The sequence below is a fragment of the Aminobacter sp. SR38 genome, assembly GCF_014843375.1.
Taxonomy (GTDB): domain Bacteria; phylum Pseudomonadota; class Alphaproteobacteria; order Rhizobiales; family Rhizobiaceae; genus Aminobacter; species Aminobacter ciceronei.
This window is the reverse complement of sequence record NZ_CP062112.1, coordinates 4645295-4666392: the sequence shown is the minus strand read 5'-3', so window position 1 is coordinate 4666392 and position 21098 is coordinate 4645295. Positions and strand designations below refer to the sequence as shown.

Below are 21098 nucleotides of genomic sequence, written 5' to 3'. Positions count from 1 at the left end.
CTGGCGCGCGCAACAATTGCCAGTAATCTCAAGCAGTTCGCAATGAACCGGGTCTGGAGGGACTGCCCATGATGCTTCGAAGACTTGCCACCGCTGCGGCCTTGCTGGCCGGGTTGATGGCGTTGCCTGCCGGTGCGATCGCCGCCGAAGCCTACACCACCGGCAACGTCAACGTCCGCAGCGGCCCCGGCACTGGCTATGCCAGGATCGGCATGCTCTACGAGGGCACGCGCGTCGACCTGCGCGGCTGCGACGGCAACTGGTGCAACGTCTACGGCCCGCGCCTGCGCGGCTGGGTCTCGGCCAACCATCTCGACGAATATGTCGGTCGTCCGCCGGCCGTGGTCGTCGCGCCCACCATCATCGTGCGGCCACCGCACTGGAACCGCCCTCCTCACTGGAATCGCCCGCCCAAGCCACGGCCGCCGAGGCCACGCCCGCCCGGCGCCAACTGCAAGATCGCGCCCGGCTTTCCCTGCCCAAGGTGACAACCTCCTGACAGCCTGATGTCAGGAGCCGAATTACCTCTCCATGCGGGTGCCGGCTTTCCGGCATCCGCGCCCTTTCCATTTTTGCCGAGACCGCCCATATTTCGCTCATGGCCAAATCTCCTGACAAGAAATCGCCCGCTTCGGGAAGCGACAACCGTGCCGCACAGCGCAAGCGCGGCGGCAATGGCGTAACCGACTTCCTCGACGCTTCCGAGCCGTTGCATCGCCCCGGCTTCGGCGAAGCGCCGCAGGCCGCGTTCTCGGGCGCACCGCTGTCCGGTTCGATTTCGGATTGGGCCGAAGAGATTGCCCGCGAGGCTGAGAAGCCCCAGCCCAAGGCCAAGAAAATCCCGGAGAAGAGCTCGGCCCCGACCCGTTCGGCGCGTGGCACCTCGATGGGCGGTGCTGCCTCCGCCAAGGAGCGTGCCGCCGCCGGTCTCAACCCTGTCGCCGGCCTCGACATTTCGTTGGAGGACGCGGCGTCGCTGTCCAACTCCGGCGTCACCGCCACCGTCGCGGCGCTCTCGGCCCTGATCGAGAGCGGCAACCCGCTGCACAAGAACGGCGAGATCTGGGTTCCCCACCGCCCCGCTCGACCGGAAAAATCCGAAGGTGGCATCCAGATCGTCATGCAGTCGGAATTCGAGCCGGCCGGCGATCAGCCGACCGCCATCAAGGACCTCGTCGAGGGCGTCGGCAATGCCGACCGCACCCAGGTGCTGCTCGGCGTCACCGGCTCCGGCAAGACCTTCACCATGGCCAAGGTGATCGAGCAGACGCAGCGCCCGGCGCTGATTCTCGCGCCCAACAAGACGCTGGCAGCCCAGCTCTATGCCGAGTTCAAGAAGTTCTTCCCCGACAACGCGGTCGAGTATTTCGTCTCCTATTACGACTACTACCAGCCCGAGGCCTACGTCCCGCGCACCGACACCTATATCGAGAAGGAATCGACCATCAACGAGCAGATCGACCGCATGCGCCATTCGGCGACGCGCTCGCTGCTCGAACGCGACGACGTCATCATCGTCGCCTCGGTCTCCTGCATCTACGGTATCGGCTCGGTCGAGACCTACACGGCAATGACCTTCCAGATGCAGGTCGGCGACCGCCTCGACCAGCGCCAGTTGCTCGCCGACCTCGTCGCCCAGCAATACAAGCGCCAGGACATCAATTTCGTCCGCGGCTCGTTCCGTGTCCGCGGCGACACCATCGAGATCTTCCCCGCCCACCTGGAAGACTCGGCATGGCGCATCTCGCTGTTCGGTGACGAAATCGATGCCATCACCGAGTTCGATCCGCTCACCGGCCAGAAGACCGGCGACCTCAAGTCGGTCAAGATCTACGCCAATTCGCACTATGTGACGCCGCGGCCGACCTTGAATCAGGCCATCAAGTCGATCAAGGAAGAGCTGCAGCATCGCCTGCAAGAGCTTGAAAAGGCTGGCCGCCTGCTTGAAGCCCAGCGCCTGGAACAGCGCACCCGCTTCGACCTGGAGATGCTGGAAGCGACTGGCTCCTGCGCCGGCATCGAAAACTATTCGCGCTATCTCACCGGCCGCCGCCCCGGCGATCCGCCGCCGACGCTGTTCGAGTACATCCCCGACAATGCGCTCGTCTTCATCGACGAAAGCCACGTCACCGTGCCCCAGATCGGCGGCATGTACCGGGGCGACTTCAGGCGAAAGGCGACGCTGGCCGAATACGGCTTCCGCCTGCCCTCCTGCATGGACAATCGGCCGCTGCGTTTCGAGGAATGGGACGCCATGCGCCCGCTCTCGGTCGCCGTGTCGGCGACGCCGGGCAACTGGGAGATGGAAGAGGCCGGCGGCGTCTTTGCCGAGCAGGTCATCCGCCCGACCGGCCTGATCGACCCGCCGGTCGAGGTGCGCCCGGCCAAGAATCAGGTCGACGACGTCGTCGGCGAGATCCGTGCCACCACCCAGGCCGGCTACCGCACGCTGGTCACTGTGCTGACCAAGCGCATGGCCGAGGACCTGACCGAATACCTGCACGAGAACGGCGTCCGCGTCCGTTACATGCACTCCGACATCGACACGCTGGAGCGCATCGAGATTCTTCGCGACCTGCGCCTTGGCGCTTTTGACGTGCTGGTCGGCATCAACCTTTTGCGCGAAGGCCTTGATATTCCCGAATGCGGTTTCGTCGCCATTCTCGATGCCGACAAGGAGGGTTTCCTCCGCTCGGAAACCTCGCTGATCCAGACCATCGGCCGCGCGGCTCGTAACGTCGACGGCAAGGTCATCCTCTACGCCGACCAGATCACCGGCTCGATGGAGCGCGCAATGGCCGAGACCACGCGCCGCCGGGAAAAACAGATGGTGTGGAACGAAGCCAACGGCATTACGCCAGAGAGCGTCAAGTCGCGCATCTCCGACATCCTCGACTCGGTCTACGAGAAGGATCACGTCCGCGCCGACATCTCGCAATTCACCGACGGTGCCGGTGCCATGATGGGCAACAATCTGAAGGCCCATCTCGAAGCGCTCGACAAGCAGATGCGCAACGCCGCCACCGACCTCGATTTCGAGAAGGCCGCCCGCATCCGCGACGAGATCAAGCGCCTGCGCGACATGGAGCTCGCCATTTCGGACGATCCGCTGGCGCGCGAGGTCGAGGGCCAAAGCCCCGCTTCCGGCCGCGAGAAAGGCAAGCACAACAAGGGCGTCGCCAAGCACCGCACGGTCGAGGAACAGGAGCGTTTCCGCAAGCTGGACGAGGCCCGCGCCGCCGAGGAAGCGGCCAAGGCTGCCCGCCCGAACCTGTTCCGCAAGCCGAAGCTCGACGAGATGGGCGCCGACGGTACGGTTCCCGCAGGCAAGTCGCTGTTTGCCAAGCCTCACATCGACGACATGGGACCAGGCACCGACATGACCACGCCCGCCGGCGCGGTCTCGCGGTCGCTGTTCAAGAAGCAGTCGGCCGCCGAAGCCCACGGCTCCGATTACGGCGTCCCTGACGACGGCAAGTCGCTGTTCAGGAAGAACGACCTCGACGAGATGACCGTCCGCCGCACTGAAAAGCCGGTCGAAGGCGTCAAGCCGATCAAGCGCGCCAAGATCGGCGCCGGCTCCTACGAGGATCCGGCCGAAGCCGCGCGTGCGAAAAAGAAGCCGGGGAAGTCAGGACGGCCGGGGAAGTGAGCAAGCGCAGTTTCACTGCCGGCGACAAAGAACCATAGCTAGCACGGCTCATTGTCCTGATGCTCATCCGGTCGATGCCGCACCAGCCAATCGATATTGCCGCGCGAGATGCAGAGATCCTTCAAGGCGGCATCGTCCAGGCGCGACAGTCTCCGCGCAGCACGCCATTCGCGTAAGGTCGATGCCGCCGAACTGACTGATACCAGGATGGCGCGGGCGAGCATGCCGCCATATGGGGTCTTGCCTTGATTTTCGATCATGGTCGTCATGGCCGGTCTCCAGGGAATGGGAACAGGCTAGCGACCCGACTGGCATAATGGAAACGAATGTATATTATGGCCTCGATAAGAGGTCCTTATGCCAAACAACATCGATATCGCGTTGCTGAGAGCATTCCTGGCCGTGGTCGACACCGGCGGGATGACCAGTTCGGCCAAGGTACTCAACCTCACACAGGCAGCCGTAAGCCAGCAGGTGAAGCGGCTCGAAGACTGTTTCGGCTGCGCCCTCTTCGAACGCGACCGCAAGGGCCTGAAGCTGACGCCAACGGGCCAGCGCCTTGTCGTTCAGGCGCGCCGCCTTGTCCGCAACAATGACGAGGTCTGGTCGGCGATGAACGAAGCCGAATTCGAGGGAGAAATCCGTCTCGGCATGCCTTCCGATTTCGTCCGCTGCTTCGGCGCACCGATCCTCAGGCAATTCGACCAGGCTTGGCCCCGCGTGCGGGTGTCCCTTGTCTGCGGCTCAAGCCAGCGCCTGCTTGAAAAGCTCGACGGCGGCGAAGTCGACTTGACCTTCGCGGTGGAGAAAAAATGTGGCCACAATGGCGAGACGCTATTATCTGACCCACTGGTCTGGGTCGGTGCAAAGGGTGGCCAGGCCTTCGAACGCGATCCCCTGCCGATATCGACGGACGACGAAACCTGTTTCCTCAGGCCCTTCGCGCTCAAGGCTCTGGCAGACCATGGGCGCGTCTGGCGCTGGGTCTGCGAAGACAGCAATTTCGATCCCATCCTGGCGACACTCGACGCCGATATTGCGGTAGCACCGCTGCTGGCCTCGACCATACCGCCGGGTTTTGAAGTTCTGGGCGAGCGGCATGGGCTGCCGTCCTTGCCAAGCTTCTGGATCAATCTCTATCAGCCGCATGCTGGGCCGACGCGCCTCTCGGCAGAATTGGCAGTGCACATACGCGACGTTGTCGGCACCCGTTCGCAGTTGGTAGCGTGATCCAGGTCGTTGTTTGCAACGGAGCCGCACGCTTTCAGCCTACTTCGGCTCCGGTCCAAAAGAATCTCGCCGACCATGTCGGATGTGGCGGCCGCCGCTCGTCCTTGCAGTGAGGCATCGGCCGACGGCGGCTACGGATGTCCTGAAATGCGCCACCGCAAGTGGCAATCGGCTCAAGTGAGGAACGGAGACAACTGATGTCGGAAGCTCAAGCATACCCTGCCCCGAAGGTCCTTGGCGGCCTGATCGCCTACCTGCAGGTCGACGGCGCCTTCAAGGCGGCCGAGTTCTACAAGCGTGCCTTTGGCGCCGAGCAGGTCTTCGCCTACCCCGCCGATGAGCAGGGCCGGACCATGCACTGCCACCTCTACATCAATGGCTCGTCGCTGATGCTGAACGATGCTTATCCCGAACACGGCCATGCGCACGAGAAGGCGCAGGGCTACGTCATGCAGCTCATCCTCGGCGACGACATCGATGCCTGGTGGAAGCGCGCCGTCGATGCCGGCTGCGAAGTGGTCGTGCCGCTCGACATCATGTTCTGGGGCGACCGCTGGGGCCAGCTGCGCGATCCGTTCGGCGTCGCCTGGGCGATGAACGCGCCGGTCAAGCCGGCCTGAGAGTCCTAAACCACGCTGCGCGCCGCCAAGGCGCGCAGCGACCTACCGGTCGTGCGTCTCGCCCGACAAGGGTGTCGCCAGCATCGACGGACGTTGCTCGAACGCGTCGAACCAGGCTGTCAGCCGCGCCCGCCCGCGAAACGACGGAAGCTCGCGAAACGCCATCCACGACAGCGCCGTCGCCACCGCGATGTCTCCGACATTGAGCGGTGCATCGGTATCGATCGCACCGTCGAGCCAATCGTAGCTCGCCTCGATCTTGTCGCTGTAGCCCTCGGCAAGGGGCTGATAGCGCAGATGCTCGGGCCGCCGTTCCGTCTCCCAGCGCAGGCCGATGCCCACCTGCGCCAGCCCCTGCGCCACTGCCTGCAGCCGCAGGGCCCGCCAGCGCGCCTCGCCCGCCTCAGGAATCAGCTTCGCACCGTCATGCAACGTGTCGAAATAGGCGCAGATGACGTCGGAATCGAAGATCGGCTCGCCGCCGTCGCGCAAAAGCACCGGCACCTTCCCGAGCGGGTTTTCGGCGTAGACACGCGCATTGCGCAGGGTCGGGCTTGTCTCGTGGTGGATCACCTCCAGCCGGTCGACGATGCTGGCCTCTTGGGCGAACACCAGCGCCTTGCGGGCGAAAGGCGAATGCGTCTGGTAATAAAGGATCATCGTTTTCCCATGCAGGTTGGCACCAGTTAGCTACGCCGTTCTAGCCTGCACGCAGCGAGAATTGCGCTCTCATTGGCGCACGCTGGCGCAACTTCGTTGCACGCCTGCCTGCCGTTTCGATACGTGTTTCCGCATGTGGCAACAGGCCGCTTCGTCCCTATGCGATTCATATAAAGCAGCCCGCTTCCCTCTCTCGAATTCACATGGCGCGGAGGACTATCTCTTCCGTCATGAAGCCGGAAACCATCGCAGCCCTGATCGACCGTGTCGCCGACGTCAGGATCCTCCGCGAGCACCACGTCTGGGCAGCCGCCGAAATTTTCGGCTTCGATGACCTCGACAGCACGATGCGCCGCAAGTTCAGGGCGCTGATGGAAGCCGACGCGCTGCTCGACGCGGTGCTGTCGCTTGCCGCGAGCGCCGACCCGCCGAGATCGGTCGGAAACGTCAGGAATCAGAGAGGACACTGGGTCTGTACCGTGCGCTGCGACGCAGCCGGCAACAGACGAACCGCCACGGCCGAACACGCCGATTTCGCCGCCGCCGTTCTTGCGTCACTGCTGGCCAGCCTCCAGCAGCCGACTGTAGCGCACCGCCACCGCCCCCCTTCCCACCAGCATGATGGATCTTCCAGCCATGAACACCAACGCCACGCACAATGACCAGCTTCGCGGTCGCCTTTTCGGCGCCATTTCAGCGCTGCCCACACCTTTCAGGGACGGTGAAGTCGACCTGAAAAGCCTCGCAGCTTTTGTCGACTGGCAGATATCAGAAGGCATCAACGGCCTCGTTCCCTGCGGCACCACGGGCGAAGCCCCGACGCTGTCCTGGCATGAACGCATCATGGTGATCCGCAAGACGGTCACAGTGGCGAACGGGCGCGTTCCGGTCATCCCGGGCACTGGTACCAACAGCACCGAATCGACGATCGCATTCACCGCCGCGGCGCGCGATTTCGGCGCCGATGCCGTGCTGGTCGTCACGCCCTATTACAACCGGCCGAGCCAGGCCGGCATCGTCAGGCATTTCGAGACCATCGCCGCCAAGGTCGACACTCCTATCATCGTCTACAACGTGCCGGGCCGCACCGGCGTCGACCTGACGCCTGCCACCATCGAGCGGCTGGCCGACATCCCCAACATCGTCGGCTTCAAGGACGCGACCGGCGACCTGTCGCGCCCAATGGCGTTCGCCCAAAGGTTCGGCGAGCGCTTCGTCTGGCTGTCCGGCCACGACGCCACCGCCTTCGGCTTCAACACCATGGGCGGCAGTGGCACCATCTCGGTGGTTTCCAACATCGCGCCGCGCCTGTGCGCTGCCATGCACAACGCCTGCCGCAACGGCGACCCGCACGCCGCCCGCGTCATCAACAACCGCCTGCGCCCGCTCATTGCGGCACTCGAACTGGAAGTCAACCCGGTGCCGGTCAAGCATGCGCTTCACCTGATGGGCAAGATGGCATCGGACGTCCGGCTGCCCCTGGTCGAGGTCGAACCGAATACTGCATCCGCTATCAGCGACAACCTGTCGGTGCTCGACGCACAGACCCGCCCCTCGCGCGCGCTCCGTTCCGTCCGGATGGCCGCCCGCGCGGCCTCCAACGCCAGGCATTTATGAGATTTGAATTTCTTCGTCCCGCGCCGCCAATCGAATTCATATGGCGAGGGCATCACATCGTGAAATGCAACGAACCTCTCGAGAGACGGCAGCACCGTTCCCGGGAACTTCAGGAAAGGCACGACATCATGGGTACTCTTGCTCGCGACATCCATCCGGCGCTTCACGCCCACCGCTTCATGGTCGGCCGCGACCCGCAGGGGCGCTGGGTCGTCAGCGACGAACTGGGCATGGTCGGCGGCATCTTTGCCGACAAGGATTCGGCGGTCCGCTTCGCCCTGGCCGAAAGCGACCATATGCCGGGCGCGGTATTCTGCGCGCCTTGCGAGGTCACGCTCAACATCGAGCCGATCTCGGCTCACGAAACCGCAGCCGGCACCGGCCACCACTAGCCCTGGAGCAGTAGCTCCAATGTGCGAATTCACGCCTCCCGCCTAAGCGTGTTCAATGACCCTCATGGCTGCCCCCTCCGGGGCTGCCGGCGGGAAAGGAGCACGGCGCCATGGCAGGTCTCAGCACATTCGCCTTCGCGGCAGGCATCCTCGGAACAGTAGTGGCATTCTCGGTCGCCGATGTGGCACCGATGGTATCAGCCCCAGGTGACCCGGCAGGCCTGTCCCGCAACGATGACCTCATTCTGATCGGCAGCAGGTCGGTCACCGTCTCGAAGTCGACAAGCAAATCCAGCTCGCGCTCGAAAAGCTGCTCCAACGGCAGTTGCACCACCGACAGCGACTCCCAGAGCAATACGGGTACCAGTTCCTCGACAAGCACCTCGACGAGTACCAACTCTTCGAGCAACTCGAACACCAATTCGAACTGATCCGATATAGCTCCATTCAGTTTTCAATGCCGATCCCCAGCACCTCACAGACCCGCTCCGGCGGGTCTCTTTTTTCGCCCATCGGGCCGTTGGGATTCAGATCAAGTCGGCCTCATGGGAATATCAAGCACCCAGCGGTACCGTCAGCCCGGCCTTGACCCGGTCCATCGCCACCAGCGTGCGGAACTTCTTGATGTTGGGATTGGCGAAGAAAAGCCGCCGCGTCAGCGCCTCATATTCGGCCATGCTGGCCACCGTCACCACCAGCACGAAATCCGCCTCGCCGGTGACGTAGTAGCATTGCTGCACCTCGGGTGCCGCACCAAAACTTGCCTTGGTGGCATCGAGCAGGCCGATCTGCTCGCTCTCGATGGAAATCTCGACGATGATGGTGATCGGCCGCCCGACCTTGTCGGGGTCGACGACAGCGACGTTGGCCGCGATGACGCCCCCCTCCTCCATACGCTTGATGCGCCGCTGCACCGCCGGCGCCGACAAATGCACCGCCTCGCCGATCTCGCGCTGCGGCGTTGCATTGTCGCGTTGCAGAACATCGAGGATCTTCAGGTCGAAATCGTCGAGCTCGACAGCTTTGCCGACATTCCTCAAGACATCGTCCCCGCGATACAAACTTGCACAAAACTGGCCAGATAAGAGCGCATTTCTCATGACCGGTGCAATATGAATGCGTCGATCGAGGAGATATCGCCCATGCTTATCCGCAACCAGCACGCCGACTATCGCAAGCCGCTCGAAGCGGTCGATGCGGAAACGCTTGGTATCGAAGCCGCCGAGACGGTCGAACGCTTCCTGTCGCGCCGGCCCAACCATCGCCCGACTCCGCTTCGCTCGCTGCCGGCGCTGGCCCGGGAACTTGGCATCGGCGCCGTCCATCTGAAGGACGAGGGTTTTCGCCTCGGCCTCGGCAGCTTCAAGGCCCTCGGCGGCGCCTATGCCGTCATTCGCCTCGTGCTGGAGGCGGCGGAAGCGCGGCTCGGCCGTCCGGTCGCCATCGCCGAACTGCACAGCCCCGAAGTGGCAAAAATCTCCGCCGCCATGACTTTCGGCTGCGCCACCGACGGCAACCACGGCCGCTCGGTCGCGCAAGGGGCGCAGCTTGTCGGAGCGCGCTCGGTGATCTTTGTCCATGGCGGGGTCAGCGACGCGCGCGTTGCGGCCATCGCCCGCTACGGCGCTGTGATGGAGCGCGTCGCCGGCACCTATGACGACTCCGTCGCCGAGGCGGCGCGGGTCTGCGAGGCCAATGGCTGGACCGTCGTCTCCGACACCTCCTGGCCCGGCTACGAGCGCATCCCGGGCCTAGTCATGCAGGGTTACACGGCGATCTTCCGCGAAGCCCTCGAAAAGCTGCCTGAAGCGCCGACCCATGTCTTCATCCAGGCCGGCGTCGGCGGCATCGCCGCTGCCGCTGCCGGCTATCTCGCCAACCGCTATGGCGAGGCGCGCCCGACCTTCGTCGTCGTCGATCCCGCCCGCGCCGCCTGCATCTTCGAGACCGCGCGGCAAGGCAAACCGGTCAAGATCGCCCATGGCGAACCGACCGTCATGGCGATGCTCGAATGCTACGAGCCGTCGCAGGTCGCCTGGCGCGTGCTGTCGCGCGTCGCCGATGCCTTCATGACCGTCGAGGACGAGACAGCCGTCGAAGTTATGAACCTGCTTGCCCGCCCCTTCGACCATGATCCCGTGGTGGTCGCGGGCGAAAGCGGCGGCGCCGGCCTCGCCGGCCTGCTCGTCGCCGCGCGTGACGCCGGCATGCGCGCCGCTATCGGCCTCGACGTACATTCGCGCGTCCTGCTCGTCATCACCGAGGGTGCCACCGACCCCGACCGCTACCGCGAGCTCGTCGGCCTGACGCCGGGAGATATTGCCATCGCGGGGAAGTGACGCACGGCAGCGCTTCATCGCGCCATGCTAGTGCAATGTCCGCCGCCTATCAGCGATTTCCAGTCTGATATGAGGGCACGTCCGAGATGACCTTTTCTGCCGCGGCAGTTTCCTCCAACCCGCACTTTCCATCCCCGGCCGAGATCAAGCGCATCCTCGTTGAGCGCATCGACCAGCAGCGCCAGAGCGTCGGCATCGTCGTCGGCACTTTCGGCCCGGAGGGCCGCGTCATCGTCTCGCATGGCAATTTCGGCGCCTTCTACGCCCGCCCGGTCGACGCCGACACCGGCTTCGAGATCGGCTCGATCACCAAGGTCTTCACCACGCTGCTGCTCGCCGAGATGGCTGGGCGCGGCGAGGTCGGGCTCGTCGACCCGGTCGCCATGCATCTGCCAGCCACCGTCCATATGCCGACGCGCGACGGCTGCGAGATCACCCTGACCGACCTCGCCACCCACACCTCCGGCCTGCCACGTCTGCCCGAAAACATGGCACCGGCCGACGACGACAATCCGTATGCCGACTATTCCGTCGATCAGATGTACGCGTTCCTGTCGGCGTACGAACTGCCGCGCGCCATCGGCAGCCAGTACGAATACTCCAATCTCGGAATGGGCCTGCTCGGCCATGCGTTGTCACGCCGGGCCGGTCTGAGTTATGGCGCGCTGGTGCGCGAGCGCATCCTTGCGCCGCTCAACATGCGCTCCACCGCCGATACGCCGGCCGTCTACATGAAGTCGCGCCTGGCCAATGGCCACGACGCCCAGTTGATGCCGGTGCTGAACTGGGACCTGCCGACGCTCGCCGGCGCCGGCGCCCTGTTGTCGACCGCCGACGACATGCTGAACTTCGTCGAGATGCTGGTGGATGCGCCCGCTTCGCCGCTTCATGCGGCCCTTGCCACCACCTTGGCCATCCGTCGCCCGACCGGCGCCGAAGGCGACGAGACCGGGCTCGGCTGGGTCATCTCGGGAAGTGGCGACGACCAGGTCATCTGGCACAATGGCGGCACCGGCGGCTATCGCTCCTATCTCGGCTTCATGCCGGCCAAGAGTGTCGGGGTTGTAGCCCTTTCCAACACCTCGACCGAAGCCGGCGTCGACGACATCGGCCGACACCTGCTCGACAGCAAGAACCCGCTCGCCGAACCGCCAAGAGAACGTGTCGCCATCACGCTCGATCCGGCGATCTACGACCGTTATGTCGGCGTCTACAGTCTGGCCCCGGAGTTCGAGATCGCCATCACCCGCGAAGGCTCAAGCCTTTTCGCCCAGGCGACCGGTCAGGGCCGCCACGAGATTTTTGCCGAGAACGACAGCCAGTTCTTCCTCAAGGTCGTCAACGCCCAGCTCAGCTTCAACGTCGGCGCCGACGGCCGTACCACCAGCATGACGCTGCACCAGAACGGTATCGAGCAGCGGGCGCCGAAGGTGGCGCCCTAACCACGACGGCCTGCCCAAACGAACACCGGCCCCTGCATGCGGCAGGAGCCGGTTGAAAGCTCAGCGCTTGGCGCGCGACTATTCCGCCGCCAGCGCCGGGTGCTGAACGACCGCAGCGGTGTTTTCGCTGTTCGCCGCGAGCGGTTCGGCCGGCTTGGTCTTCGGCTCACGGCCAAAGAACAGCGCATAGCCGGCCGGCAGCACCAGGATGGTCAGCACGGTTGCGACCAGGATGCCGCCCATCATCGAATAGGCGAGCGGGCCCCAGAACACGCCCCAGGAAATCGGGATCAGCGCCAGCACCGCCGTCATCGCCGTCAGAACGATCGGCCGGAAGCGGCGCACGGCAGCGCCAATGATCGCCTCTGAGCGCTCCATGCCCGCCGCGATGTCCTGGTCGATCTGGTCGACGAGGATGATCGAGTTGCGGATGATGATGCCGAGCAGCGCGATGACGCCGAGGATCGCCACGAAGCCGAACGGCGCGCCTGAGATCAACAATGCCGCAGCGGCCCCGATGATGCCGAGCGGACCTGTCGCCAGCACCAGCATTGCCTTGCCGAAGTGCTGCAATTGCACCATCAACAAAAGCACGATGACGAGCAACATCACCGGCGCCTTGGCGGCGATCGAGGCCTGGCTTTCGGCCGCGTCCTCGGCACCGCCCTGGATCTCGACCTTGTAGCCGGGAGCCAGGCCGTCGCGCAGCGGCTTGAGATCGGCATAGAGCTTCATCGCCACGTCGTTGGGCTGGATGTGGTCGGGCAGCGTCGCCCTGACCGTGATCGTCGGCAGGCGGTCGCGGCGCCATTCGATGCCCTGCTCCATGACAGGCACCACCTTGGCCACCTGCGACAGCGGCACGAACCCACCAAAGTCGGTCGGAATATAGACCGAGTTGACCGCCGTCAGAAGGTGACGGTTGGCCTCCGGCTCGCGGGCGACGATCGATACCGTCTCCTCGCCGTCGCGGAAATTGTCGAGCGGCGCGCCCTGCATCGTTGCCTGCAGCATCTGGCGGATGCGTTGCGACGATACGCCAAGCGCCCGCGCCCTGTCCTGATCGACCACCAGCTTCATGCCGGGCACCTGTTCCAGCCAGTCGTCATGGATGGCGCCGAGTTCCGGCGTCGCCGCGAACTTGGCCTTCACCTCGTCGGCGATGCGGCGCACTTCGGCCCGGTCCGGCCCCATGACGCGCAGCTGCACCGGCCAGCCTGTCGGCGGTCCGAGGAACAGGCGATCGACCTTGCCGCGGATCGAGGGGAAATCCTCGGCCAGGATGGTGCGCAGCTTGGTGATCAGTCGTTCGCGCGCCGGCTCGTCATTGGCCATGATCAGAAGCTGGGCATAGTTCGGGTTGCGCAGCTGCTGGTCCAGCGGCAGGAAGAAGCGCGGCGCGCCCTCGCCGACATAGGTGGCGACGAACTTCTTGTCGGGGTCGTCCATCATGCGCTTTTCCAGCGCCTGGGCCTGCTTTTCGACCTCCTTGATGCTTGTGCCCTCGGGCAGCCACAGGTCGACGAGAATTTCCGGCCGCGACGACTGCGGGAAGAAGTTCTGCGGGATGAACTGGAAGGCAAACAGCGAGCCGAAGAAGGTCACCAGCGTCATGACAAGCACGATGATGCGGTGGCGCACGGCCCAGCTCACCGTCGCGCGCAGGCGGCGGTAGAAGTTGGTATCGAAGGCATCGTGATGACTGCCGGCATGCTTGCGCTGCTTCAGGATCATGTTGCCGAGCCATGGCGTGAAATAGACGGCCACGAACCACGAGATGACGAGCGCGATGCCGACGACATAGAACAGCGAGCGCACATATTCACCCGCCGTGGATTCGGCGAAGCCGACGGGAATGAAGCCTGCCGTGGTGATCAGCGTGCCCGTCAGCATCGGGAACGCCGTCGAGGAATAGGCAAATGACGCCGCCTCGACCTTGACCAGCCCCTCCTCGAGCTTTCGCTCCATCATCTCGACGACGATCATCGCATCGTCGACGAGCAGGCCAAGCGCAATGATCAGTGCGCCGAGCGAGATGCGCTGCAGGTCGATGCCCAGCTGGTACATGACAGCGAAGGTAGCGGCGAGCACCAGCGGGATGGTGATCGCGATGACCAGGCCCGAGCGCCAGCCAATCGACAGGAACGACACCACCAGCACGATCAGCAGCGCCTCGATCAGCGCCTTCATGAACTCGCCGATGGCTTCCGTCACCACTTCCGGCTGATTGGAGATCTGGTCGACCGACACGCCATAAGGCAGCGATTCCTCGAAACGCTTGTAGGTCTCCTCGACAGCCTTGCCGACGTCGGTAACCTTGAAGCCCTTGGCCATCACCACGCCGACCTGGACGCTGTCCTGGCCGTTGTAGCGGAACTTGCGCTGGTAGGGATCCTCAAGACCCGATGTCACCGTGGCGATGTCGCCGAGGCGGGTAACCTGGTTGCCGGCGCGCAGTCGCAGCTCGCGGATATCGGCCGTCTTGGACAGGTCGCCCTCGACCGAGATGCGCACCGAATGCGTGCCGGTGTCGACAGCACCCGCCGGGTCGATGTTGTTCTGCCCGGCGATGGTGTTGCGCACGTCGTTCAGCGTCAGGCCGCGTTCGGCCAATGCCTTGGACGAGACGTCGATATAGATGCGCTGCGGCTGGTCGCCGAGGATGACGGCCTTTTCGACGCCGGGCGTCGTCAGCAGCATGTCGCGCGCCTTGATCGCCAGCGTCTTCAGTTCGGGATAGCTGTAGCCCTCGCCCGCGATCGAGTGCAGCGTGATGAAGGTATCGCCAAACTCGTCGTTGAAATAGGGTCCGAGCAGGCCTTGCGGCAGCTCGCTCGAGATGTCGCCGACCTTCTTGCGCACCTGATAGAAGGCGTCCTTCACCTCGGCGGTGTCGGTGTCGCCCTTGACCTGCACAGTGATGATGGCGCTGCCGGCGCGCGTGTAGGACTTCACCCAGTCGAGATGCGGCGTTTCCTGCAGCTTGCGCTCGATCTTGTTGACGACCTGGTCCTGCATCTCCTCGATCGAGGCGCCTGGCCACACCGCCTGAACCACCATGACGCGGAAGGTGAATTCCGGGTCTTCGCTCTGGCCCATGCGCATCAGGCCGAGCGCTCCGGTGATGATGATCAGCCCGAACAGGAACCGTGCGATGCTCGGGTGCCCGATCGCCCAGCGCGACAGGTTGAAGGGCTGCTTGTCCTGGCTGGAATTGTCCATGGCCGTGGTTCCGATAAGGCGCACGCGTCCGGTGTCCGGCACAGCAGATGCGCAGGTTCAAATGTGAATGGCGTTCGCGGCGGCCCTGTCGGCCGCCGCCTCATGCTGCCTTAGCGGACGGCCGCAGTGGCTTCGTTCGATGCCGCACGCTGCTCTGCTGTCGGCACCTTGACCCTCAGATTCTCGGCCATGAACTGCGTACCGGCCGCCACCACCAAGTCACCCGGCTTCAGGCCGTCGGCAACCTGGACGCCGGCGTCGGCGAAGCCCGCCACTTTGATGTCGCGGGCATGTACCTGTTCGCCGTTGACCACCCAGACGATGTCCTTGTCGCCCTGCTTGGCGAGCGCGCTGAGCGGGATCGCGACGAACGCCTTGCCGTTCTCGACCGACGCCTCGATCGTCGCGCTCATGCCCAAAAGCACCCTGTTGTCGTCGGGCAGGCTGACGCGCACCGAAAACGTCCTGGATTGCGGGTCGGCGCTGCCGGCGACCTCGCGCACCTTGCCGTCGAGCACCAGCCCGGCGTCGGACCAGAAGCTGACCTTAACCGGCTTGCCCGGCTGGAACTGGGCGATCTCCAGTTCGGGCACGGCGATCTGCACTTCCTTGTCGCCATCGACGGCGACCGCGACGACAGGCGTTCCGGCCCCGACCACCTGACCGGTATCGGCGCTGACCGAGGTGACGATGCCGTTCTGGTCGGCGCGCAGCTCAGCATAACCGACCTGGTTCCTCGCCTGCTTCAGCGACGAGGCAGCAGCGTCGCGCTGCGACGACGCTTGCCTGTAGGCAAGTGCCGCCTGCTCACGCTGCGCTTCGGAGGCGAACTTCTTGGCATAAAGCTGTGCTGCCCGCTCATCGGCCAGCTTGGCCGTCTCGACCTGCTTTTCCGCCGCGTGAAGGTTGGCTTCCGCCGTGCTGACACCCAGCTGATAGTCGGTCGCGTCGATGCGAGCGAGCAGGTCTCCCGTCTTCACCTTGTCGCCGATATTGACCACCCTTTCGGTGATCTTGCCGGCGACGCGGAAGCCGAGATTCACCTCGGTGCGCGCCTTCACCGAACCCGAATAGTCGAGCTCGCGGGTCGTGCCCGTGTTGGCGATCTCGACCACCTTGACCGGGCGGACCGCTTCGACCGTCTCGGTCTTGGCTTCGGAGCAGGCAGAAAGGCCAACGCCAAGCAGCGATACCAGAGCTAGGCTGGCAAGAGGACGCAGATTCGCATTGAAGGTCTTGAACGAAATCATCGTTCGCACTCCTGGTTGTCTATTGATCTGGATGTCGGCCCGAGGGCCCCGGCTATTTCTTCAGCGCCCTGAGCGCGTAATCAGTAAGTTCCTCGAACGTCGCCCGATTGGGCTTGTTGACGCACTGCGAGACCATCTGCGGATGGCACAAAGTGGCTGTTGCGGCACCGAAGCAGCGCGCAGCGATCCTCGGATCCTGCTCGGCAAATTCGCCGGCGGCGATGCCCTGGGCGATGACTTCAGCCATCAGATCATGCAGTCGGTCGATATGCTTTTCGATGACGTGCCAGTCGCGCTCCAACGCCACGATCACCATCTCATGCACTTTCTCCTGGTCGAGCATCGTCTCGACTGTCAGGTTGTGCTGGGCATAGATGAAACTGCGCAGGCGCTCGGTGGCACTGCCTTCGGCACGCAGGATCTGGCAGGCCATCTGATAGACGGCGCCGAGCATGCGGCCGCAGATCGCCTGGTGGATTTCCACCTTTGAGGCGAAGAAACGATAGATATTGGCCGGCGACATGCCGAGGTCGCGGGCGATGTCGGCGACATTGGTCTTGGTGTAGCCGTAGTGCCGGAACAGCCGCTCGGCTGAATCGAGAATGCGCCCGACAGTCTCCTGTCGCGCCAGATCCACGGGGCTTTCAGCAATGTCGTTCATTTCGGGTCGCTCAATTTTACGACTGACGATTTTCGAATTTCGTCAGTCGTAAAACGCAATTCATCTCGCGTCAATCCGCTGCACCGCAAAAAAATGCAGCCTCCTGACACGGCCTCGCGGCTGCCCCTTCGCCGCGAGCGACGGCCAGCGGGAGCGAAAAACGTTTTGACTTCGTCACTTACGCCGCCCAACTGAATCAATCTTCGAGCAGATGACTACTCCGCCCCGGCGCGCTGGTATTCGACGCTGCGCTCGGTCGCGATGCGGTCCTTCAGCACTTCATTGGAGTAGCCGAACTCCAGAAGCGCCCGGCCCGCCAGCTGCAAACCCGCCTCGACGGCGTCGGGAATAACGAATTCCGCGCCCGCCTCGTAGAGCTGGCGCGCATGGGCGGCATCCTGGGCCCGGGCGAGCACGGGCGCATCGCCGCGCATCTGCCGGACAGCATTGACCATCGCCGCCGCGTCCCTGGCGTCGTCGACGGTGACGATGAACAGGCTCGCGCCCGCGGCACCGGCATGGGCCAGGATTTCGGGGCGCGCGGCGTCACCGAGATAGATCTTACGGCCCGCCTTGCGCTCGCGCGCCACGATTTCGGGATTGCGCTCGAGCGCGACGATGTCGGTGTCCTCGGCATCGAGGATGCGGGCGATGGTGCGCCCGACCCGCCCGAAACCGGCGATGACGACATGCCCCCGGAGGTCAGGATAGGACTCGGTCGAAACCTCCACCGGCTGCCTCGCATCGATCCGCGCGGCGATCCGCCGGCCGATCATCGCCACCAGCGGCGTCACCAGCATCGACAGACCGGCAATGCCCGTCACCAGCGTCGCCGTTGGCGCGTCCAGCACATTGGCTGCCGCCGCCGTCGTAACAACCACGAAAGCGAACTCGCTTGCCGGCGCGAGCAGGAAGCCGGTCTCCACAGCCCGTCCCCGCTCCAGCCCGAAGGCGCGGCAGGCAAAGGTAACGATGGCCGCCTTGACCACCAGCAGCGCCACCAGCCCGGCCAGCACGATCGGCAACTCGCTCCACACCGTCGCAAGGTCGAGACCGATGCCGACAGTCATGAAGAACAGGCCGAGCAGCAACCCCTTGAAGGGTTCGAGGTCGACCTCGGCCTGGTGCTTGAACTCGGTTTCGCCGAGCAGCAGCCCGGCCATGAAGGCGCCGAGCGCCAAGGACAGGCCGGCAGCCGCCGTGAACACCGCGCCGCCGACGATGACCAGCAGCGTCAGCCCCATCAGGAAATCGCGGCCGCCGGCGCGCGCCGCCAGTCGGAACGCGTCCTTGAGCACGAAGCGCCCGAACAGCAGGATGATGACGACGGCGATGCCGCCCTGGATCAGCGCCTCCAGCAGCGCCGGCAGCAGGTTGGCGTCAGGCCCCTGCCCGAGAAAGCCGATGAGGATCAGGATCGGCGCCACCAGCATGTCCTGGAACAGCAGCACCGCGAGCGCCGCCCGCCCCACGGGACCGGCGACGCGCTTCTGCTCGGTCAGCGTCTGCATGACGATAGCCGTCGACGACAGCGCCAGGGCAAGACCGATCGCCAGTGCGACGCGGCTTTCGGCTCCGAACCACGCAGCAATGGCGGTGATGCCGGCAACGCTCGCAAGCGCCTGCAGCCCGCCCGCGCCAACCACCAGGCGCCGGAGCGACCACAGCTTCTCGAAGGACAGTTCGAGCCCGAGCAAAAACAGCAGGAACAGCACGCCGAGTTCGGCAAACGGCTTCGCCGCCTCGGGATCGGCAAAGGTGAAATGGCTGAGCACCGGCCAGCTTTCGGCCAGCGCGCCCATGCCGAACGGCCCAAGCGCCAGGCCGGCAAGCAGGAAGCCGAGCACGCTCGGAATGCACGCCACCCGCATCAGCGGCACCAGCACACCCGCCGCAAACAGGAACACCAGCGCATCATTGAGCCAGATGTTGTGAAGGTCCTCGCCCATATGCGTCCCCGGCGGATCGGCTTGCGTGCCGAGACCGACTCAACGTCAGTCTCGCCGATCATTTATGCCCTCGGGAACGAGGGATGCGAAGAAAGAATATGGCAGCCAGGGATTTAGCCGTATTTCCGGAATCGGTTTCCGAGCCCGCGCCTACCGGACCTTTCGACCCGCGCCGTCAGAAGCCTGCCTATTCCGGCAGCATCAGACCCTCCGGATTCCTTGCTACAGCAGCTTGTACATCACTGTCGTCGCATCAAGCCGGTCGCTACCGAAGGGATCGCGGGCATAGGCAGGGATTGTTCCCACCATCTGGTAGCCCAGGGCCGTGTAGAGCGGCTCCGCACTGTCGCCGGTGCGCGTGTCGAGCGTCAGCAGGCTGCGCCCCAATTCCCGCGCCCGCCCCTCCACTTCCCGCATCAGCAACCGCGCGATGCCCTGGCGGCGGAGGTCGGGATGCACCATCAGCTTGTTGACGTCGGCGCGGTGCGGCTGGTTGGGCATGGTATCGCAGCCCAGTTGCACGGTGCCGGCGATGCGCCCGTCCTTGTGCGCCACCAGCATGATGCGCATCCCGGCGCCCACGCCCGGCAGCACCTTGTCGCGCCAGAATGCCTCGGCCTCGCTCTGGGCGTATGGCAAAACGAAGCCGATGCTTGCCCCGTCATGCACACAGGCATGCAGCAGCGCGCCGAGCTCGCCGAGATGATGCGAAATGTCCTCGGCCGAAAATGTCGAAATGGCCACGCTCATGAAACCTCACACAACAAACAGAAAATACCTGGCGCCCGTCTCCGCCGGTGTGGCGAAGGCGCTCGGACCGAACAGCTGGTATCTCAGGCAGTCGCCGGGCCTGAGCTCATGCGCCCGGCCGTCGACAGTCACCGTGAGCTGCCCCTCGACCAGCACCAGATGATGCTCGAGCCCCGGCCGCGGCGGCGTGTCATAGGTGATCGTGACGGCCGCATCGAGCGTGCATTCCAGCGCCTCGCCGGCCAGCGTCTGCGCCGGCGGCGAGATCGAGCGGCGGCGAAAACCGACCTCCGGGTCCGACCAAACCGTTTGCGCCTCACGCCGCACGAGCGGCGCGAACTCGCCTTCCACCATGTGCATCAGCCGCGACATTGTCAGCCCGTAGGCAGCGCAGAGCTTGCCGAGCACGCTCGCCGTCGGGCTGACCTCGGCGTTTTCCAGCCGCGACAGGGTTGCCCGGCTGACAGTGCTGCGCCGCGCCAGCTCATCCAGCGGCCAACCGCGCCCGGCCCGGAGCGAGCGCAGCCGCTGGGCAATGCGCCGGTCAATGCCAGTCTCATCAGCGAGATAACTTTCCATATATGAGAAATATTCCCACAATAGAGAAGGAGTCAAGCACCGGAAAGCGACTTTACCACCCGTTCGTCCGCACCAATGAACGGCGTGGCGACATCGGCTGGCAGTCCGCGCAAGAGCAACTGCCGGAATAGCGCGTCGGCCTCGGCGGGTGCCATGGCAGGTCGGTGTTCCCGCCACCAGCGCAAGGTCGTGTTGAAGGTCGCCACCATGTGCTGGATCACCAGTTCGCGCGGCAGCCCGCCGGCGGGGCCGGCACCCATCGTCTGGCGCAGCACATCGGCCAGCACCTTGTCCACCGCCTCGCGCAGCACGGCCCCGCCATGGCCGCCGGCCAGAGCGGCCTGGACGTCGGCATATTCGCCGACATGCTCGAACAGCGCCCGCGCCGGATCCCAACCGTCCTCGACGCCGTCCAGTGCCCCCTGACGGACCCCGACGAGCAGGTCACGCAGCCTCTCCAGGCTGCGCTGCAACAGGTCGTCCTTCGAGGTGAAATGGGCATAGAAGGTCGAGCGCCCGACATTGGCTTCGTCGAGAATGTCCTCGACGGTGATCGCGGCATAATCCTTGGCGCGGATCAGCGCCACCAGCGCATCATAGAGTGCCGTGCGCGTGCGGACCACCCGCCGGTCGATCGCCATTTCAGGTCTCCGATTTCCGGACGTTCCCAGCCAGTGGTCCGTTTCCGGACTTTGGCCCACCCACTGTCCGGCAATTCCCGAACAGCGTGTCCGG

Annotated in this window: 20 protein-coding genes; 9 read left to right on the top strand and 11 right to left on the bottom strand. The window is 64.6% G+C overall.

The features are described 5' to 3' along the window. The first annotated feature begins 68 nt into the window (after positions 1-68). On the top strand, positions 69-488 hold the full coding sequence (locus tag IG197_RS22845; protein WP_192315116.1) for an SH3 domain-containing protein: 420 nt from the start codon (positions 69-71) through the stop codon (positions 486-488). Between the two features lie 110 nt (positions 489-598). Then, positions 599-3652, top strand: coding sequence for an excinuclease ABC subunit UvrB (uvrB, locus tag IG197_RS22840; protein WP_192315115.1), 3054 nt, complete (start codon positions 599-601; stop codon positions 3650-3652). Between the two features lie 38 nt (positions 3653-3690). Here the strand turns inward: uvrB and IG197_RS22835 are convergent, their stop codons facing one another. Beyond that, positions 3691-3921, bottom strand: a complete 231-nt coding sequence (locus tag IG197_RS22835; protein ID WP_182573303.1) for a DUF1127 domain-containing protein — start codon at positions 3919-3921, stop codon at positions 3691-3693. 88 nt (positions 3922-4009) lie between these two features. On the opposite strand from IG197_RS22835, the gene IG197_RS22830 reads away from it, so the two are divergent. After that, a complete protein-coding gene (locus IG197_RS22830; protein WP_192315113.1) occupies positions 4010-4882 on the top strand; it encodes a LysR family transcriptional regulator in 873 nt (290 codons plus the stop codon). 197 nt (positions 4883-5079) lie between these two features. Continuing rightward, positions 5080-5502: a glyoxalase/bleomycin resistance/extradiol dioxygenase family protein gene (locus tag IG197_RS22825; protein WP_067959564.1), complete on the top strand. Its 423-nt coding sequence runs from the start codon at positions 5080-5082 to the stop codon at positions 5500-5502. A gap of 42 nt (positions 5503-5544) precedes the next feature. On the opposite strand, the gene IG197_RS22820 is transcribed toward IG197_RS22825, so the two are convergent. Then, on the bottom strand, positions 5545-6162 hold the full coding sequence (locus IG197_RS22820; protein WP_192315111.1) for a glutathione S-transferase family protein: 618 nt from the start codon (positions 6160-6162) through the stop codon (positions 5545-5547). Between the two features lie 230 nt (positions 6163-6392). Between IG197_RS22820 and IG197_RS22815 the strand changes: the two genes are divergently transcribed. The 3 genes from IG197_RS22815 (at position 6393) to IG197_RS22805 (ending at position 8171) form a co-directional block, all read left to right on the top strand. Beyond that, positions 6393-6824: a hypothetical protein gene (locus tag IG197_RS22815; protein WP_154384791.1), complete on the top strand. Its 432-nt coding sequence runs from the start codon at positions 6393-6395 to the stop codon at positions 6822-6824. Then, positions 6799-7779 (top strand): 4-hydroxy-tetrahydrodipicolinate synthase, encoded by a 981-nt coding sequence (gene dapA, locus IG197_RS22810; RefSeq protein ID WP_192315109.1) that lies wholly within the window; start codon positions 6799-6801, stop codon positions 7777-7779. Before IG197_RS22815 ends, dapA begins: the two co-directional genes overlap by 26 nt. 128 nt (positions 7780-7907) lie before the next feature. Further along, a complete protein-coding gene (locus tag IG197_RS22805; protein ID WP_182573309.1) occupies positions 7908-8171 on the top strand; it encodes a hypothetical protein in 264 nt (87 codons plus the stop codon). 52 nt (positions 8172-8223) lie between these two features. Here the strand turns inward: IG197_RS22805 and IG197_RS22800 are convergent, their stop codons facing one another. Next, positions 8224-8592, bottom strand: a complete 369-nt coding sequence (locus IG197_RS22800) for a hypothetical protein (RefSeq protein ID WP_192315108.1) — start codon at positions 8590-8592, stop codon at positions 8224-8226. 133 nt (positions 8593-8725) lie between these two features. Continuing rightward, complete coding sequence (locus tag IG197_RS22795) at positions 8726-9211, bottom strand: Lrp/AsnC family transcriptional regulator (RefSeq protein WP_246765219.1); 486 nt, start codon at positions 9209-9211, stop codon at positions 8726-8728. Between the two features lie 102 nt (positions 9212-9313). Here IG197_RS22795 and IG197_RS22790 point away from each other — a divergent pair, with 102 nt between their 5' ends. Next, positions 9314-10510 (top strand): diaminopropionate ammonia-lyase, encoded by a 1197-nt coding sequence (locus IG197_RS22790; protein WP_192315104.1) that lies wholly within the window; start codon positions 9314-9316, stop codon positions 10508-10510. An 86-nt stretch (positions 10511-10596) separates the two neighbouring features. Next, a complete protein-coding gene (locus tag IG197_RS22785) occupies positions 10597-11952 on the top strand; it encodes a serine hydrolase (protein WP_192315102.1) in 1356 nt (451 codons plus the stop codon). Positions 11953-12030: 78 nt separating this feature from the next. On the opposite strand, the gene IG197_RS22780 is transcribed toward IG197_RS22785, so the two are convergent. The 7 genes from IG197_RS22780 to IG197_RS22750 all read right to left on the bottom strand — a co-directional run bounded on the left by IG197_RS22780 (position 12031) and on the right by IG197_RS22750 (position 21004). Next, positions 12031-15174, bottom strand: coding sequence for an efflux RND transporter permease subunit (locus tag IG197_RS22780; RefSeq protein WP_192315100.1), 3144 nt, complete (start codon positions 15172-15174; stop codon positions 12031-12033). Positions 15175-15284: 110 nt separating this feature from the next. After that, complete coding sequence (locus IG197_RS22775; RefSeq protein WP_192315099.1) at positions 15285-16424, bottom strand: efflux RND transporter periplasmic adaptor subunit; 1140 nt, start codon at positions 16422-16424, stop codon at positions 15285-15287. A 52-nt stretch (positions 16425-16476) separates the two neighbouring features. Further along, a complete protein-coding gene (locus IG197_RS22770) occupies positions 16477-17085 on the bottom strand; it encodes a TetR family transcriptional regulator (protein ID WP_192315098.1) in 609 nt (202 codons plus the stop codon). Between the two features lie 215 nt (positions 17086-17300). Continuing rightward, a complete protein-coding gene (locus IG197_RS22765) occupies positions 17301-19034 on the bottom strand; it encodes a cation:proton antiporter (protein ID WP_192315097.1) in 1734 nt (577 codons plus the stop codon). A gap of 222 nt (positions 19035-19256) precedes the next feature. After that, positions 19257-19784, bottom strand: a complete 528-nt coding sequence (locus IG197_RS22760; protein ID WP_154384786.1) for a GNAT family N-acetyltransferase — start codon at positions 19782-19784, stop codon at positions 19257-19259. Positions 19785-19790: 6 nt separating this feature from the next. Beyond that, positions 19791-20363, bottom strand: a complete 573-nt coding sequence (locus IG197_RS22755) for a helix-turn-helix domain-containing protein (RefSeq protein WP_192315096.1) — start codon at positions 20361-20363, stop codon at positions 19791-19793. Between the two features lie 32 nt (positions 20364-20395). Next, positions 20396-21004 (bottom strand): TetR/AcrR family transcriptional regulator, encoded by a 609-nt coding sequence (locus IG197_RS22750; RefSeq protein ID WP_192315095.1) that lies wholly within the window; start codon positions 21002-21004, stop codon positions 20396-20398. Positions 21005-21098 lie beyond the last annotated feature (94 nt).

Excerpts from the sequence above, each read along its gene's own strand:
- IG197_RS22845 (WP_192315116.1), top strand. The coding sequence starts at position 69 with ATGATGCTTCGAAGACTTGCCACCGCTGCGGCCTTGCTGGCCGGGTTG.
- uvrB (WP_192315115.1), top strand. The coding sequence starts at position 599 with ATGGCCAAATCTCCTGACAAGAAATCGCCCGCTTCGGGAAGCGACAAC.
- IG197_RS22835 (WP_182573303.1), bottom strand. The coding sequence starts at position 3,921 with ATGACGACCATGATCGAAAATCAAGGCAAGACCCCATATGGCGGCATG.
- IG197_RS22830 (WP_192315113.1), top strand. The coding sequence starts at position 4,010 with ATGCCAAACAACATCGATATCGCGTTGCTGAGAGCATTCCTGGCCGTG.
- IG197_RS22825 (WP_067959564.1), top strand. The coding sequence starts at position 5,080 with ATGTCGGAAGCTCAAGCATACCCTGCCCCGAAGGTCCTTGGCGGCCTG.
- IG197_RS22820 (WP_192315111.1), bottom strand. The coding sequence starts at position 6,162 with ATGATCCTTTATTACCAGACGCATTCGCCTTTCGCCCGCAAGGCGCTG.
- IG197_RS22815 (WP_154384791.1), top strand. The coding sequence starts at position 6,393 with ATGAAGCCGGAAACCATCGCAGCCCTGATCGACCGTGTCGCCGACGTC.
- dapA (WP_192315109.1), top strand. The coding sequence starts at position 6,799 with ATGAACACCAACGCCACGCACAATGACCAGCTTCGCGGTCGCCTTTTC.
- IG197_RS22805 (WP_182573309.1), top strand. The coding sequence starts at position 7,908 with ATGGGTACTCTTGCTCGCGACATCCATCCGGCGCTTCACGCCCACCGC.
- IG197_RS22790 (WP_192315104.1), top strand. The coding sequence starts at position 9,314 with ATGCTTATCCGCAACCAGCACGCCGACTATCGCAAGCCGCTCGAAGCG.
- IG197_RS22785 (WP_192315102.1), top strand. The coding sequence starts at position 10,597 with ATGACCTTTTCTGCCGCGGCAGTTTCCTCCAACCCGCACTTTCCATCC.
- IG197_RS22780 (WP_192315100.1), bottom strand. The coding sequence starts at position 15,174 with ATGGACAATTCCAGCCAGGACAAGCAGCCCTTCAACCTGTCGCGCTGG.
- IG197_RS22775 (WP_192315099.1), bottom strand. The coding sequence starts at position 16,424 with ATGATTTCGTTCAAGACCTTCAATGCGAATCTGCGTCCTCTTGCCAGC.
- IG197_RS22770 (WP_192315098.1), bottom strand. The coding sequence starts at position 17,085 with ATGAACGACATTGCTGAAAGCCCCGTGGATCTGGCGCGACAGGAGACT.
- IG197_RS22765 (WP_192315097.1), bottom strand. The coding sequence starts at position 19,034 with ATGGGCGAGGACCTTCACAACATCTGGCTCAATGATGCGCTGGTGTTC.
- IG197_RS22760 (WP_154384786.1), bottom strand. The coding sequence starts at position 19,784 with ATGAGCGTGGCCATTTCGACATTTTCGGCCGAGGACATTTCGCATCAT.
- IG197_RS22755 (WP_192315096.1), bottom strand. The coding sequence starts at position 20,363 with ATGGAAAGTTATCTCGCTGATGAGACTGGCATTGACCGGCGCATTGCC.
- IG197_RS22750 (WP_192315095.1), bottom strand. The coding sequence starts at position 21,004 with ATGGCGATCGACCGGCGGGTGGTCCGCACGCGCACGGCACTCTATGAT.